Annotated in this window: 14 protein-coding genes and 2 riboswitches; of the genes, 10 read left to right on the top strand and 4 right to left on the bottom strand. The window is 65.6% G+C overall.

Annotation, left to right across the window (positions count from 1 at the left end; translation table 11 throughout):
- Positions 1-7 precede the first annotated feature (7 nt).
- A riboswitch (cobalamin riboswitch) is annotated at positions 8-214 on the top strand.
- A gap of 97 nt (positions 215-311) precedes the next feature.
- Entirely contained in the window at positions 312-935 is a 624-nt protein-coding gene (gene cobO, locus ACFB49_RS15915) for a cob(I)yrinic acid a,c-diamide adenosyltransferase (RefSeq protein ID WP_380879994.1), read from the top strand.
- On the opposite strand, the gene ACFB49_RS15910 is transcribed toward cobO, so the two are convergent.
- A complete protein-coding gene (locus tag ACFB49_RS15910) occupies positions 932-1,732 on the bottom strand; it encodes an ABC transporter substrate-binding protein (RefSeq protein ID WP_380872235.1) in 801 nt (266 codons plus the stop codon). The genes cobO and ACFB49_RS15910 overlap by 4 nt on opposite strands.
- 53 nt (positions 1,733-1,785) lie before the next feature.
- Between ACFB49_RS15910 and ACFB49_RS15905 the strand changes: the two genes are divergently transcribed.
- The 5 genes from ACFB49_RS15905 to ACFB49_RS15885 all read left to right on the top strand — a co-directional run bounded on the left by ACFB49_RS15905 (position 1,786) and on the right by ACFB49_RS15885 (position 6,821).
- Positions 1,786-2,772, top strand: a complete 987-nt coding sequence (locus tag ACFB49_RS15905) for a FecCD family ABC transporter permease (RefSeq protein WP_380872234.1) — start codon at positions 1,786-1,788, stop codon at positions 2,770-2,772.
- Positions 2,766-3,542 (top strand): ABC transporter ATP-binding protein, encoded by a 777-nt coding sequence (locus ACFB49_RS15900; protein ID WP_380872233.1) that lies wholly within the window; start codon positions 2,766-2,768, stop codon positions 3,540-3,542. Before ACFB49_RS15905 ends, ACFB49_RS15900 begins: the two co-directional genes overlap by 7 nt.
- Positions 3,543-3,563: 21 nt before the next feature.
- A riboswitch (cobalamin riboswitch) is annotated at positions 3,564-3,756 on the top strand.
- A 133-nt stretch (positions 3,757-3,889) separates the two neighbouring features.
- The gene (locus ACFB49_RS15895) at positions 3,890-5,851 is read left to right on the top strand and encodes a TonB-dependent receptor plug domain-containing protein (RefSeq protein ID WP_380872232.1); all 1,962 of its coding nucleotides are present in this window, start codon (positions 3,890-3,892) and stop codon (positions 5,849-5,851) included.
- Between the two features lie 12 nt (positions 5,852-5,863).
- Positions 5,864-6,412 carry a hypothetical protein gene (locus ACFB49_RS15890; RefSeq protein ID WP_380872231.1) on the top strand — a complete coding sequence of 183 codons (549 nt, stop codon included), beginning with the start codon at positions 5,864-5,866 and terminating at the stop codon, positions 6,410-6,412.
- A 1-nt stretch (position 6,413) separates the two neighbouring features.
- Positions 6,414-6,821 (top strand): DUF1636 domain-containing protein, encoded by a 408-nt coding sequence (locus ACFB49_RS15885; protein WP_380872230.1) that lies wholly within the window; start codon positions 6,414-6,416, stop codon positions 6,819-6,821.
- A gap of 1 nt (position 6,822) precedes the next feature.
- Here ACFB49_RS15885 and ACFB49_RS15880 read toward each other — a convergent pair whose 3' ends face one another.
- Positions 6,823-7,392: a TMEM165/GDT1 family protein gene (locus ACFB49_RS15880; RefSeq protein WP_380872229.1), complete on the bottom strand. Its 570-nt coding sequence runs from the start codon at positions 7,390-7,392 to the stop codon at positions 6,823-6,825.
- Between the two features lie 303 nt (positions 7,393-7,695).
- On the opposite strand from ACFB49_RS15880, the gene ACFB49_RS15875 reads away from it, so the two are divergent.
- Entirely contained in the window at positions 7,696-8,352 is a 657-nt protein-coding gene (locus ACFB49_RS15875; RefSeq protein WP_380872228.1) for a hypothetical protein, read from the top strand.
- A 3-nt stretch (positions 8,353-8,355) separates the two neighbouring features.
- Here ACFB49_RS15875 and ACFB49_RS15870 read toward each other — a convergent pair whose 3' ends face one another.
- Complete coding sequence (locus ACFB49_RS15870) at positions 8,356-9,471, bottom strand: PQQ-dependent sugar dehydrogenase (protein ID WP_380872227.1); 1,116 nt, start codon at positions 9,469-9,471, stop codon at positions 8,356-8,358.
- A gap of 15 nt (positions 9,472-9,486) precedes the next feature.
- Complete coding sequence (locus ACFB49_RS15865; protein WP_380872225.1) at positions 9,487-10,773, bottom strand: class I SAM-dependent methyltransferase; 1,287 nt, start codon at positions 10,771-10,773, stop codon at positions 9,487-9,489.
- A gap of 210 nt (positions 10,774-10,983) precedes the next feature.
- Here ACFB49_RS15865 and rimP point away from each other — a divergent pair, with 210 nt between their 5' ends.
- From rimP to ACFB49_RS15850, 3 genes are read left to right on the top strand one after another with little or no spacing between them, the layout of a single operon-like run.
- Entirely contained in the window at positions 10,984-11,508 is a 525-nt protein-coding gene (gene rimP, locus ACFB49_RS15860) for a ribosome maturation protein RimP (RefSeq protein ID WP_380872224.1), read from the top strand.
- A gap of 10 nt (positions 11,509-11,518) precedes the next feature.
- Positions 11,519-13,126: a transcription termination factor NusA gene (gene nusA, locus ACFB49_RS15855; RefSeq protein WP_380872222.1), complete on the top strand. Its 1,608-nt coding sequence runs from the start codon at positions 11,519-11,521 to the stop codon at positions 13,124-13,126.
- The gene (locus ACFB49_RS15850; protein ID WP_380872221.1) at positions 13,113-13,910 is read left to right on the top strand and encodes a DUF448 domain-containing protein; all 798 of its coding nucleotides are present in this window, start codon (positions 13,113-13,115) and stop codon (positions 13,908-13,910) included. The genes nusA and ACFB49_RS15850 overlap by 14 nt, the downstream gene beginning before the upstream one ends.
- Position 13,911: the final 1 nt, after the last annotated feature.

Genomic DNA, 13,911 nt, shown 5'->3' with positions numbered 1-13,911 from the left:
CGGCTAGGACGTGGCCCAACGCGCCGGTGCCCCTTCTCGGGGCTTTGAAAGGGAATGCGGTACGGGCGGCATCTTCCGCCCAAATCCGCGGCTGACCCTGCAACTGTAAGCGGCGAGCCAGCGGGCCATTTGCCATTGGGATAACTCCCGAGAAGGCGGCCCGCCTGGCCCTGACCCGCGAGCCAGGAGACCTGCCGGCGCGGGTCGCTCTTGCCCCGGCCCAGGGAATGGTCGTGGCGCGGTGCTCCGTCTGGGCGACGTGGAGCGGCGGGCGCGATGTGCCCGTCGCGATCGTTGGGCAGGGGGATCGCATGGAGAAGACCGATACGGTCACTGAGGCGGAGGCCGAGCGCCACACCGCCAAAATGAAGAAAGTGCAAGCTGCACAACGCCGGAAGATCGCCGCCAAGACGATCGAGAAGGGGCTGCTGATGGTCCACACCGGCGCCGGCAAGGGTAAGACCACTGCCGCGCTCGGGCTTGCCATTCGCATGATGGGCCATGGCCGCAAGGTCGGTATCGTCCAGTTCATCAAGGGTGCGATGAGCACCGGCGAGAAGGTCGTACTCGACGCCTTCCCCGATCTCGTCGAGTTCAAGCCGATGGGCGAAGGCTTCACCTGGGACACGCAGGACCGGGCGCGGGACATCGAGGTGACGCGCGCCGCGTGGGACGAGGTGAAGCGGATGATCGCCGATCCCGCTTATTCCATGGTCATCGCCGATGAGCTCAACATCGTCTTGCGTTACGACTATCTGCCGGTGGATGAGGTGCTGGACGGGCTCGCCGCCCGGCCGGCGATGAAACATGTCGTGGTAACGGGACGCAACGCACCCGCGGAACTGCTGGAGGTTGCCGATCTCGTCACCGAGATGGCGCAGGTGAAGCATCCCTTCCGCGCAGGCGTGAAGGCGCAGGCGGGGATCGAGTTCTAGTGGCGGGCCTGCAACTGCGCCGCGAGGCTCTTTGCGGCCAGCACATAGGCCGGGCCGCCGCACACCGTCCACGCCTGCGGCAGTGCAAGTCGCGGGATCGGGCGGAGCGCCGGATGGTGGAGCATCTCGGTCCCCTGGTCGACGACCTTGTCGGCATTGCTTTCGACAATCAGGAAATCGGGCCGCGAGGCGACCATCTCCTCAAGCGAGATGAGGGCCAGCGCAGGCTTGTCGAGCTTGTTGGCAAGATTGACGAGGCCAATCCGCCCCATCAGCTCGTCGATCAGCGTGCCGGTTCCAGTCATGTAACCGCGCCGCTGATAATAAGCCGCGACCCGGCCGCGGCCGCTGCGCGGGATCGTGGCGAGTTCCGCATCCATCTGCCGGATCAACGCCTCGCCACGCGCCGGATGGCCGACCGCGCGGGCGACCAGGCGGATCTGCTCGACGATCGCGGCATAGCTTTCCGCCGGCGGGACATCGATCGTCATCTTGCCGCTGCCATCGACTGCGGCGAGCGCTTCACGCCGGCGGAACGGGCTGGCGAGGATCAGGTCGGGGTTGCGCGCCAGCACTTCCTCGGCATGGCCGTTCGCCACCGGCAGGCTGCGCGCCCTGGCTGCGCCAGCGGACATTACCGGATCGCGCGCCAGCGGGGTCAGCGCGGCGATCTGATCGGGATCGGCGAGCGCGATCAGATATTGGTCGGCGCAGAGATTGAGCGAGACGATCCGTTGCGGCCTCGCCTCGGCCGTCGCGGCGGCAAGGCAGAGCATCAGCGGCAGCAGGCGGATCATATGCGCGATCATCGCCGCGCGGCATGGCAAGAAGTGTGGACGGAGACAAGCGGATGAACCGTCTTGTCCTGATTCTGGGCCTGACCTTGCTCGCCGGCGTGGCGGGGTTGCTGTCGCTCTGCGTGGGGGCGGTGCCGCTCGGCTGGTCGCGTATCGGCGCGGTGCTCGCGGGGGACGGCGATGCGATCGCGCGCACCATTTTGATCGAATTGCGTCTGCCGCGGGCATTGCTGTCACTATCGGTGGGCGCGATGCTGGGCGTGTCGGGTGCGGCTCTGCAAGGCTATCTGCGCAACCCGCTGGCCGAACCGTCCGTTCTCGGCGTCTCAAGCACCGCAGCGTTGGGCGCGGTCGGCGCGCTCTATTTTGGCGTGGCGGCGCTGCATCCGGTGATGCTGCCACTGCTCGCCATCATCGGCGCCTTTGCCGGCCTCGCGGTGCTGGCCATGCTCGCCGGCCGGTCGGAAAGCCCTTTGACCCTGATCCTCGCCGGCATTGCTCTCAGCACATTGGCGGTCGCGGCGACCAGCCTCGCGCTCAACCTGTCGCCCAATCCCTTTGCGGCGATGGAGATCATGACCTGGCTGATGGGTTCGCTGGAGGATCGGTCATTCCAGCATGTCTGGATCGCGCTGCCGTGCATCTTCGTCGGCGTCGGGTTGCTATTGTGGAATGGCCGCGCGCTCGACGCGCTGACCTTGGGCGAGGATGGCGCAGCGTCGCTCGGCGTCGATCTCAAGCGCGTGCGGTGGCGGCTGTTGCTGGGCGTGGCGATCGGTGTTGGTGGAGCGGTCTCCATCTCCGGCGCGATCGGCTTCATCGGCCTGATCGTGCCGCATATCGTCCGCCCGCTCACTGATCGGTCGCCCTCGGCGATCCTGCTGCCGTCGCTGCTGGCCGGCGCGGCATTGCTCACCCTGGCGGATGTCGCGGTGCGGATCATCCCGACATCGTCCGAACTCAAACTGGGTGTCGTCACCGCTTTCCTGGGCGTGCCGATCTTCCTCGTCCATCTGATGCGGGAGCGGCGGCTATGGTGACGATCAATATCGAAGCGCTCGATGTCGCGCTTGGCCGGCGGTCGGTGCTCCACGGGGTGAGCACGACGCTCGAACCCGGCGCGCTGATCGGCGTGGTCGGCCCCAATGGCGCCGGCAAGTCGACGCTCGTCCGGGCGCTGCTCGGCCTGGTGCCCGCGACTGCGGGCGCAGTCCGCGTGGATGGCGTGCCCGTCGATCATATTCCCCGGAGCGATCTTGCCCGGCGGATAGCTTATCTGCCGCAGGGGCAGACGTTGCACTGGCCGCTTACGGTGGAACGGCTCGTGGCATTAGGGCGCTTGCCGCATCTCGCGCCCTTCTCACGGATCGGTGAAGCCGATCGCATCGCGATCGAGCGGGCGATTCTCCAAGCCGATGTCGGCCATCTGCGCGATCGCCCGGCGACCGAATTGTCGGGCGGCGAGCGCGCGCGTGTCCTTTTGGCCCGGACGCTGGCGGTCGAGGCCTCGGCGCTGATCGCCGATGAGCCGCTGGCGGCGCTCGATCCCGGCCATCAGCTTGAAGTCATGGCCCTGCTGAAGCGTCAGGCGCAGGCCGGCGCGCTGGTGGTGGCGGTGCTCCACGATCTGACGCTCGCCGCGCGGCATTGCGATCGGTTGATCCTGCTGCACGAAGGCCGGCTGGTCGCGAATGGCCCGCCCGATGCCGTGCTGACGGCGGGGCGGCTGGCCACGGTCTATGGCATTCGCGCCTGGATCGGCGAGGCGGAAGGCGGGCGGCTGATCGTGCCGCTCGATCATCACGGTTGACCGCGATGGCCCGCCCGGACTATCGGCGCGGTCGCGACAGGTTCCCCGGCGACGGGGATGAAAAGGGAACGGGGTTCAAAACCCCGGCTGCCCCTGCAACTGTGAGCGGCGAGCCATCGGGCCACATGCCATTGGGACTTCCGGTCCCGAGAAGGCGGCCCGAACCGGTGATGACCCGCAAGCCAGGAGACCTGCCCGTCGCGGTCGTCTTTCGTCCGGCCAGGGTGCGCCGAACGGACGGGTCAGAACCCGAGCGACGACATCGTAGCCGCGTTTTCGCGGGGGCGAGGTCGTGGGCCGATCCCTTGCGATGGCGTGGCATGTCCGTGTCACAGGGGTTTCGTTCAATGTTCAGACCATTCATTCTTTCCAGCCTGTTGCTCTCGACGTCCGCTTTCGCCGCACAGGTGGCGCCGGCGCCCGACGCCGCAGTCGCGCCCGAAGCGGGTGAGGGCGGCGCGATCATCGTCACCGCCACGCGTGCGGCGACGAACATCGATCGGGTGGCTTCGTCCGTCACGGTGCTCGACAAGGCGGCGATCGACCGCGCGCAGGATATCGGCGTCACCGAATTGCTGATCCGCACGCCCGGCCTCTCCATGTCGCGCAACGGCGGCTATGGCACCACGACCTCGGTCCGCATCCGTGGCGCGGAAGCCGATCAGACGGTGGTGGTGATCGATGGCGTCAAGCTCAACGATCCCTCCTCCACGGGCGGCGGCTTCAACTTCGCCAATCTGCTGGTCGGCGATGCCGAGCGGATCGAAGTGCTGCGCGGGCCGCAGTCGATCCTGTGGGGCAGCCAGGCGATCGGTGGCGTCGTCAACATCGTGACTGCCGAGCCGCAGGAAGATCTGGAGGCCAGCTTCGATATTGAGGCCGGATCGCGCGAGACGGTCAACGCCCGCGCGGCGCTGGGTGGGCGCACCGGCCCGCTCGCCTGGCGGATCGGCGGCACCGCCTTCACCACCGACGGCATCTCGGCGATCAAGCCCGCCACCGGCAAGGGCGAGGCCGACGGCTATACCAACCGCACGGTCAGCGGCCGGGCCGAACTCACCATTGCGGAAGGCGTCAGCGCCGATCTGCGCGGCTATTATGCCCGCGGCCGTGTCGAGATTGACGGCTTCTCGGGGGACACCGCCGAATACGGCATAAACCGCGAATTCGTGGGCTATGCCGGCCTCAATGTCGACCTGCTGAACGGCCGCTTCCGCAACCGTATCGGCTATGGCTACACCGATACCGATCGCGACAATTATGATCCGACGCGTCAGCGCCCGCAGACCTTCGATGCTGCCGGCAAGAACAAGCGGATCGAATATCAGGGCACCTTCGCGATCACGGATAGCTGGACTGCGTTGTTCGGCGCGGAAAATGAGCGGTCGAGCTTCCGCAGCGTCTCGCCCGCGGGCTCGCTTTCGATCCCCGTGCCCGATCCGATCCGCGGCAAGGCCGAGATCACCAGTTTCTACGGTCAGTTAAGTGGCGAGTTGCTCAGCGTTCTTACCCTCACCGGCGGCGTCCGCCATGACGATCACAAGACCTATGGCGGCAAGACCCTGTTTGCCGGCGGCGCCACGGCGAAGTTTCCCACCGGCACAATTCTGCGTGCCAATTATGGCGAGGCGTTCAAGGCGCCGTCGCTCTACCAGCTCTATTCCGAGTACGGGAATACCGGCCTCTCGCCCGAGCGCGCCGACGGCTGGGAAGCGGGCGTGGAGCAGCGCCTGTTCGACAATGCGTTGACCCTTGGCGCCACCTGGTTCGAGCGGAAGACCAAGGATCAGATCATCTTCAATAGCTGCCCGTTCCCGCCGCCGGCCGATCCGACGCAGGGCGATCCGCTCTGCCTTGTGCCGGGTACGACCGACCTGCGCTTCGGCTATTATCTCAACCTCGCCCGCGCCAAGGCCGAGGGCATTGAGGCGACGGCGTCGCTGCGGATCGGCGATCGGCTGCAGGTCGACGGCAATTATAGCTGGGTGAAGTCGATTGACCGTACCACCGGCAACTGGCTGCCGCGCCGTCCGCGCGAAACCGCCAATGCTTCGGTCAGCTACGACTGGCCGTTCGGCCTCACCACCGGTGCGGCGGTCCGCTGGTCGGGTAAGAGCTATGACAATGCGTCCAACACGACGCGCCTGGACGACTATACCCTGGTCGATCTGCGCGCCGAACTGGAGGTTCAGGATGGCGCCCGCCTGTTCGCCCGCGTCGAGAATCTGTTCGATGAAAATTATCAGACGATCAACCGCTACGGCACGCTGGGGCGCAGCTTCTACGCTGGCGTCCGCGCGCGTTTCTGACGGGAGGACAGGATGACCAAATCCCTTGTCGAAAAACGCGCATCGACGCTCTGGATCATGCTCCTGACCATCGCCAGCACGGTGACGACGCTGGCGCTGGCCTGCGCGACGCCGTTCCCGGCTTTGTCCGCTCTGGCTGCACTGCACATGCGGCGCAGCGATGGCGTGTGGTTGGCGGTGGCGGCCTGGGTGGCGAGCCAGGCGGTGGGCTTCGGCCTGCTCGGCTATCCGCATGATCCCTCCACCCTCGGTTGGGGGATCGGCCTCGGCTGCGCGGCGGTGATTTCGGCCCTCGCAGCCCATGCGGTTGCCGATCGCTTTGCAGGGCTTGGCATCGCCATCCGGCTCGGCCTTGCTTATGTCGCCGGTTTCATCGCGTTCAAGGCGGTGATCGCGCTCTTCGCACTCAAGCTTGGTGGCATGGCGATCAGCCTGTCGCCCAGCCTGATGGTCGAGCAGTTCGCGCGCAATGCCGCGATCCTGCTGGGCTTGCTCGCGCTCTATCGTGGTCTGGTGGCGATCGGCATGCCCGCGCCCACCGGCCGCCTCAAGGCCGCCTGACATGCTGACGCGCGTTGCCGATGGCCCGGCGGTGGTCGTCTGCAACACCTGCCGCCACTCGGCCGCATCCCCAACGGATGCGGCCGGCGTGCGCGGCGGGGCGCGGCTGGCGGAAGCGCTCCGCTCCGTCCGCGGCGCAAATCCAGCATTCGGTGGCGTGGCGGTCCAGGAAATGCCCTGCCTTTTCGCCTGTACCGAACACTGCACCGTCCATATCCGCGCACCAGGAAAGATCGGCTATGTCCTCGGCCGGTTCGAGCCGAGCGAGGACGCCGCCCGCGCCATCTTGGATTATGCCGCGTGCCACGCCGCAAGCGAGGAAGGCAAGGTGCCCTATCGCGACTGGCCGGAAGGCGTGAAGGGACATTTCGTCGTCCGCGTCCCGCCCGCCGGCTTCGTCGCCGATTGATTTAGAGCCAGCCCGCGGTTTGCGCGATCAGCCACAGGCCGATCGCGAGGAAGAGCACGGCAGCGACGACGTGGACCGTGCGCATCGGCACGCGTTTGATCAGCTCATTGCCCAGGAACACCGCTGGCACATTGGCGATCATCATGCCGAGCGTCGTGCCGATGGTGACAAGCACGACATCATGGAAGCGGGCGCCGAGCGCGACCGTCGCGATCTGCGTCTTGTCCCCCATTTCGACCAGGAAGAAGGCGATCGTCGTGGTCAGGAAGGCGCCGAACCGCGCCGGCTTGTCCTCCAGATCGTCGATCTTGTCGGGAATCAGCGTCCATGCGGCCATCGCGATGAAGGACGCTGCGATCAGATAGCGGAACCACGCGCCGTCGAGCAGTGATGCGACCTGCGATCCGACCAGTGCGGCGAGGAAATGATTGGCGATGGTCGCGGCGAAGATGCCGGCGATGACCGGCCAGGGCCGCTTGAACCGCGTCGCCAGCAGGATCGCCAGCAACTGCGTCTTGTCACCGATTTCGGCGAGCGCAACCAGTGCGGTCGAGGTGAACAGGGCTTCCATGAACAGACTCTCCGGGGCCGGGCGGCGAAGATTCCAACGACACCACACCTCCCGCCCGGCCAGGCGAAAGTGCGGTGTCATTGGTCTCGCCCGAATGGTCCACCGCGATGGTGGTCCGTTCCCGCTGCGCCATGGCCTCTCAGCCAAGTATGTTGACGCGGCGGCCCGCCTGTTGGGCGGCTGGCTACTCCCCAGATGACGGCCGCCCAATAGCCGCGATCATGGCCCCGCGCAACCATCAGCGGGAACCCGATGCCGTGCTCACCGGTATATGCGGGGACGAAACGATAACGGAGAACAGAAATGCGGGTCGCCATTATCACGCCAGCCCTACTGGGGCTGGTGCTGTCCGGCTGCGGACAGAAACAACTCGCTCTGCCCGACGATCCCATCGACCGCGCGGCGACCTGCGGCGTCGTTGCGGCAGCGGGCGCACGGGCCGGCACCAGCAATATCGCGGCACCCCTGCCGTTCGAGCAGCAGGGCAAGACCATGCATTATGCGATGCTGGAGGCATCCGAAGGCAAGGCGTTCGATACGACGCGGGCGGCCGCTGTGGTCGATCGCATGCCGCAGCTTGAAGGCAATATCACCGGTGGCAAATGGCAGGAACTCGCCAAGCCCTGCGCCGATGCCTATCCGGCGACGCAGATCGCGACGCCGACGCTGCCCGCCGATACGGCGCTGGCGCGACGCGGCTGCTATGCGCTCGGCGCCTTCCTTGCCAGGGCGCTCGGATCACAGGACGCGGCTTATGGCGATCGGCTGACCGAATATGGCAAGATGAACCGCGCGCTCGATCCCAAGCTCGGCGCTGATCTCGCTGCCAAGGGCATCAAGAGCGACAGCGACCAGGCGACAGAGCTTCGCAACACTGCGCTCGCAACGATGGTGAAGGCTGGTCAGCCAATGGCAGTGATGACGAGCTGTCTGGAAAAGTTCGGCGACAAGGCCGCTTGAAGCTCAGCCTTTCGGCGTGAGCTTCAGCAGGCGTCCCTTGGACCCGTCGTCGCCGTCCTCCAGCAGCCAGACGGCGCCGTCGGGGCCTTGTTCAACCTCGCGGATGCGCTGGCCGTCCATATCCCACTGGTCGGCCTTGCGTGCATTGGTGCCGTCGAGCTGGACGCGGACCAGGCCGGGCGTGTTCATCGCGCCCAGGAAAGCGCTGTTCTTCCAGGCCGGGAACATGTCACCATTGTAAATCATCAGCCCCGCCGGCGAGATGGCCGGGTTCCAGAACACCTTGGGCGCTTCCAGATCGGGGCGGGTGTCGTGATCAGGGATCACGCGGCCATCATAATGATCGCCGTTGGAAACGATCGGATAGCCATAATTGCGGCCCGGAAGGATCAGGTTGAGCTCGTCGCCGTGACGCGGGCCCATTTCCTGCTCCCACAGATTGCCTTGGGCATCGAACGCGATGCCCAGCAGGTTGCGATGGCCATAGCTCCAGATCGCCGGGTGAAAGCCCTTGGCGGCAAGCGGATTGCCGGCGGCCGGTGTGCCATCGTCGTTCAGCCGCAGCACCTTGCCGAGCGTCGATTTCGGATCCTGCGCGGGATCGAATTTCTGCCGTTCGCCCGCGGTGAAGAACAGATAGCCATCGGGTGAGAAGGCGATCCGGCCGGAATAATGGCCATTGCCTTCGACGAAGGGGCTGCCCCGGAAAATGACCGCAACATTTTCCAGCGCCGGCTTGGGACCGTCCGCGAGGGTGCCGCGGGCGAGCGCGACGCCCTTGCCGGTTTGGCCCTTCTCGGAAAAGCTGAAATAGACCAGCCGGTTCTCGGCGAATTTCGGGTGCAGCACGACATCCATCAGCGCGCCCTGGCCTTCGCTGTCGACCGCCGGGATGCCGGCGAGCGGCGTCGCTTGCTTGCCGTCCGCCGAAACGAGCAGCATGCGGCCGTCCTTCTCGGTCACAAGCATGCGTCCGTCGGGTAGGAAGGTCATCGCCCAAGGCGACACGAAGTCTGCCACCACCGTCGTCTGGAAGGGCTTGTCAGCCGCGACGGACGGTGTCGAGCCGCAAGCGGCAAGGCTGATAAGGGCGCAGGCGACCCAACGTGCGCGGTGCATGTGACGTTTCCTCGGTTATTCTGCCGCCAACGTCTTATTCGCGGCGGCGGTTGCAAGGAAAGACCGATGATCGTCCGTGCGACGTAAAGCCCCTTCGCTTTCAAGCATATAGTCTCGCGTCAACGGCAGCGCGTCGCGGCGCCGGATATATTGAAGTTGATAATTGCACATACCGCCCCGGCGGAACGCGGCCGCCGCCCCGGCGAGATAGAAGAGCCAGAGTCGATAGAAGCGCGCGTCGTAGATCGTCTCGATCTCGTCGCGCGCATCGACAGTGCGGTCGTACCAGAGATCCAGCGTGTAGGCGTAATGCAGCCGCAGCGTTTCCATGTCGGAAAGGATCAGCTTGGTCCGCTCGCTGGATCGCACCACCTCCGACAAGGCGGGGATATAGCCGCCGGGGAAGATATATTTGGTGGTGAAGGCATCGGTAGTTCCGGGCTTCCCCATCCGGCCGATCGTGTGGAGCAGCATCACCCCGTTCTCGGCCAGCAGCGACCGGCACTTGCGGAAGAAGGTGTCGTAATGCGGGGGGCCGACATGCTCGAACATGCCGACCGACACGATCCTGTCGAACGTCCCCGTCACGTCGCGATAGTCGACCAACTCGAACTTCACCCGATCGGCGACGCCTGCTTCCTCCGCGCGGCGCCGGGCGATGGCGAGTTGCTCTTCCGACAACGTGATGCCGAGCACGTCGACGTCGGCGACGCGGTTGAGATAGAGCGCCATGCCGCCCCAGCCGCAGCCGATGTCGAGCACGCGCAGCCCCGGCTTCAGGGCGAGCTTCGCGGCGATATGGGCCTTCTTGTCGGCCTGGGCCTGCTCCAGCGGATTATCGGGGTCGGTGAAATAGGCGCAACTATATTGGCGATCGGCGTCGAGGAAGAGATCGTAGAGGCGGGCGTCGAGATCATAATGGTGCGCCACGTTCCGCTTCGACCGCCGCGCCCAGTTGATCCGGTCGAGCCGCGAGGCGACCGCATGGATCATGCGCTTGGACGGGCTCGACTTGAGCTTGTTGCCGCCCTTTTCCCAAGGCGCGTTGGCGCGCAGCAGATCGATCAGGCCGCGTATATTGTCGCCTTCGACCTTCAGGCGACCATCCATCCAGGCTTCCGCTGCGCCGAGCCGCGGGTTGCGGGCGATGAAACTGGGGGCGCCCTTGTCGGTGAGGGAAATCCGGATCGTCGGCCAGCCGGCCTCGGCCTTGCCATAGGTCCTCGTCTGGCCATTGGCATAGCGCGCCATCAGTTCGCCACGCTTGATGATCCGACGCAGCATCCGATCCAGCAACCACATCGCGCGTTTGACTCCGCCGTTGGTCCCCCCGGTCTCGTGAATAGAACGAGGATTCAGCCGATTATCAAGCCCGATGGGGCATGACAGACTCGGCTTGCCGAATGCTACGCCATCGCCTATATCGCAGCCTCTCTCGACATTGGTGACATTGGCGAGGTCGGCTCCACCCCGGGGCCGGCGCCGGAGCCGCATGGTCGTTTAAGGAGCAAGATGGCGGACATTGCCGCGTTGACGAAGCTGATCGAACCGGAAGCCCAGGCTCTCGGGTTGGCGCTCGTGCGTGTCGCGATGTTCGGTGGCAAGTCCGATCCTACCTTGCAGGTGATGGCCGAGCGCCCGGACACCCGGCAGCTGGATCTTGCCGATTGCGAGGCGCTGTCGCGCCGCATTTCCGACGTGTTCGATGCCGCCGACCCGATCGAGGAAGCCTATCGGCTCGAGGTCAGCTCGCCGGGGATCGATCGGCCGCTCACGCGGCTTCAGGATTATCAGGATTGGGCTGGGTTCGATGCCCGCATCAAGGTTGTGCCGCCGCTCGACGGCCGCAAGCAGTTCGATGCGCGGCTGCAGGGACTCGAAGGCGATGTCGTGAAGGTGTATGCCGAAAGGGTCGGCGAAATCGCGATCCCCTTTGGCCAGATCGCCAGCGCCAAGCTGATCCTGACCGATGCACTACTGAAGGCAACCGCGCCGCTTTCGACCGAAGGCGCGGACAGAATTTCGAAGGAAGGATAGGATCCAAGTCATGGCCACCGCCATTTCCGCCAACAAGGCCGAGCTGCTCGCGATCGCCGATGCCGTTGCGCGCGAGAAGCTGATCGACCGCGAAATCGTGATCGAGGCGATGGAGGACGCGATCCAGCGTGCGGCCCGTGCCCGCTACGGTGCGGAGAACGATATCCGCGCCAAGATCGATCCGCGGTCGGGCGACATGCGCCTGTGGCGCGTCGTCGAGGTGGTCGAAGCGGTTGACGACTATTTCAAGCAGGTCTCGGTCGTCGATGCGCAGAAGCTGCAGAAGGGCGCCGCCGTCGGCGACTTCATCGTCGATCCGCTGCCGCCGATCGAATTCGGCCGCATCGCCGCGCAGGCTGCCAAGCAGGTGATCTTCCAGAAGGTCCGCGATGCCGAGCGCGAGCGCCAGCATGAGGAGTTCAAGGACCGGGCCAGTGAGATCATCACCGGTGTCGTCAAGCGCGTCGAATTCGGCCATGTCGTCGTCGATCTCGGCCGCGCCGAAGGCGTCATTCGCCGCGACCAGCAGATCCCGCGCGAAGTGCTGCGCGTTGGCGATCGCGTCCGTTCGCTGATCCTGTCGGTGCGTCGCGAAAACCGCGGCCCGCAGATCTTCCTTTCGCGCGCGCACCCGGACTTCATGAAGAAGCTGTTCGCGCAGGAAGTGCCCGAAATCTACGACGGTATCATCGAGATCAAGGCGGCCGCCCGCGATCCGGGCAGCCGCGCCAAGATCGGCGTCATCTCGCATGACGGCTCGATCGATCCGGTCGGCGCCTGCGTCGGCATGAAGGGCAGCCGCGTCCAGGCCGTCGTGCAGGAGATGCAGGGCGAGAAGATCGACATCATCCCCTGGTCGCCCGACACTGCGACCTTCGTAGTCAACGCGCTGCAGCCCGCCCAGGTCGCCCGCGTCGTCATCGACGAGGAAGAAGAGCGCATTGAGGTGGTCGTGCCCGATGACCAGCTTTCGCTCGCCATCGGCCGTCGCGGCCAGAATGTCCGTCTCGCCAGCCAGCTTACCGGCAAGGCGATCGACATCCTGACCGAAGCTGACGCCAGCGAGAAGCGCCAGAAGGAATTCGTCCAGAACTCGGAGATGTTCCAGAACGAACTCGACGTGGACGAGACGCTGGCCCAGCTCCTGGTCGCCGAAGGCTTCGGCAGCCTCGAGGAAGTGGCCTATGTCGAGGCCGACGAAATCGCCGCGATCGAGGGCTTCGACGAAGAACTCGCCGCCGAGCTGCAGAGCCGCGCCCAGGAAGCGCTCGACCGCCGTGAACAGGCGAACCGTGACGAGCGTCGCGCGCTTGGCGTCGAGGACGGTCTGGCCGAACTGCCCTACCTCACCGAAGCGATGCTGGTGACCTTGGGCAAGGCGGGCATCAAGACGCTCGACGACCTCGCCGATCTCGCCACTGACGAGCTGATCCAGAAGAAGCGCGCCGAGCCGCGCCGCCGCGCCGAAAGCGCGCAGAAGCGCCCCGAGGACAAGGGTGGCGTGCTTGCCGAATATAATCTGTCCGAAGAGCAGGGCAACGAGATCATCATGGCCGCGCGTGCCCATTGGTTTGCCGACGAGACGCAGGAGGACGCGTCCGCGGATGGCGAACAATGATCGTCTTGAGGATCTAGATCCGAACGCCCTCCCGCCCGACGGCAAGTCATCGGGCGGGAAGCGTGCACATCGTGGCTCGCGTCCGCGGGTCACGAGTGAAGGTGGTGCGTCCGACACGGATCGCGCTCCCGAACGCCGCTGCGTGCTCTCTGGCGAGCATGGTGCACGGGACGGGCTGATTCGTCTCGCGCTCGGCCCAGATGGCACCGTCGCGCCGGACATTCGCGCAAAGGCGGGTGGTCGTGGCGCTTGGATCGCTGTCGATCGGGCGGCTCTGGAAACGGCGATCGCGAAGGGCAAGCTCAAGGGCGCACTCGCCCGTGCCTTCAAGACGGCGAGCTTCCTGATTCCCGATGATCTGCCGGCGCAGATCGAACGCGCGCTGGAACGCGCGGCGCTCGATCGGTTGGGCCTGGAAGCGCGCGCCGGTCATCTGCTGACTGGCAGCGAGAAGATCGTCGATGCCGCGCGCAAGGGCACGGTTTCGCTGCTACTTCACGCCCGCGATGCCGCTGCGGACGGCACGCGGAAACTGGATCAGGCGCTGCGCGTCGGACTGGATATGGAAGGCACGGATACGCGGGGACTCGTAATCCCGGCGAGCCGCGCCATATTGTCGATGGCTTTGGGGCGCGAAAATGTGGTACATATCGCGCTTATCGCGCCGGCTGCCGCCGCGCGCGTCTCCGATGCACTTGGCCGCTGGCGCGGCTTTATTGGACGGAACGGCAGCGCCGAACCTTGCGATATGGCTTCGCAAGGTTCATCGGCGCTACGAAATTGAA

The sequence above is a fragment of the Sphingomonas sp. DBB INV C78 genome (assembly GCF_042693015.1).
Lineage (GTDB): Bacteria > Pseudomonadota > Alphaproteobacteria > Sphingomonadales > Sphingomonadaceae > Sphingomonas_E.
The sequence above is the reverse complement of the archived record's forward strand: the minus strand, read 5'-3'. Positions and strand labels throughout refer to the sequence as shown.

Excerpts from the sequence above, each read along its gene's own strand:
- ACFB49_RS15895 (WP_380872232.1), top strand. The coding sequence starts at position 3,890 with ATGTTCAGACCATTCATTCTTTCCAGCCTGTTGCTCTCGACGTCCGCT.
- ACFB49_RS15910 (WP_380872235.1), bottom strand. The coding sequence starts at position 1,732 with ATGATCCGCCTGCTGCCGCTGATGCTCTGCCTTGCCGCCGCGACGGCC.
- ACFB49_RS15850 (WP_380872221.1), top strand. The coding sequence starts at position 13,113 with ATGGCGAACAATGATCGTCTTGAGGATCTAGATCCGAACGCCCTCCCG.
- ACFB49_RS15880 (WP_380872229.1), bottom strand. The coding sequence starts at position 7,392 with ATGGAAGCCCTGTTCACCTCGACCGCACTGGTTGCGCTCGCCGAAATC.
- ACFB49_RS15905 (WP_380872234.1), top strand. The coding sequence starts at position 1,786 with ATGAACCGTCTTGTCCTGATTCTGGGCCTGACCTTGCTCGCCGGCGTG.
- ACFB49_RS15870 (WP_380872227.1), bottom strand. The coding sequence starts at position 9,471 with ATGCACCGCGCACGTTGGGTCGCCTGCGCCCTTATCAGCCTTGCCGCT.
- rimP (WP_380872224.1), top strand. The coding sequence starts at position 10,984 with ATGGCGGACATTGCCGCGTTGACGAAGCTGATCGAACCGGAAGCCCAG.
- ACFB49_RS15885 (WP_380872230.1), top strand. The coding sequence starts at position 6,414 with ATGCTGACGCGCGTTGCCGATGGCCCGGCGGTGGTCGTCTGCAACACC.
- ACFB49_RS15875 (WP_380872228.1), top strand. The coding sequence starts at position 7,696 with ATGCGGGTCGCCATTATCACGCCAGCCCTACTGGGGCTGGTGCTGTCC.
- ACFB49_RS15890 (WP_380872231.1), top strand. The coding sequence starts at position 5,864 with ATGACCAAATCCCTTGTCGAAAAACGCGCATCGACGCTCTGGATCATG.
- ACFB49_RS15865 (WP_380872225.1), bottom strand. The coding sequence starts at position 10,773 with ATGTGGTTGCTGGATCGGATGCTGCGTCGGATCATCAAGCGTGGCGAA.
- cobO (WP_380879994.1), top strand. The coding sequence starts at position 312 with ATGGAGAAGACCGATACGGTCACTGAGGCGGAGGCCGAGCGCCACACC.
- ACFB49_RS15900 (WP_380872233.1), top strand. The coding sequence starts at position 2,766 with ATGGTGACGATCAATATCGAAGCGCTCGATGTCGCGCTTGGCCGGCGG.
- nusA (WP_380872222.1), top strand. The coding sequence starts at position 11,519 with ATGGCCACCGCCATTTCCGCCAACAAGGCCGAGCTGCTCGCGATCGCC.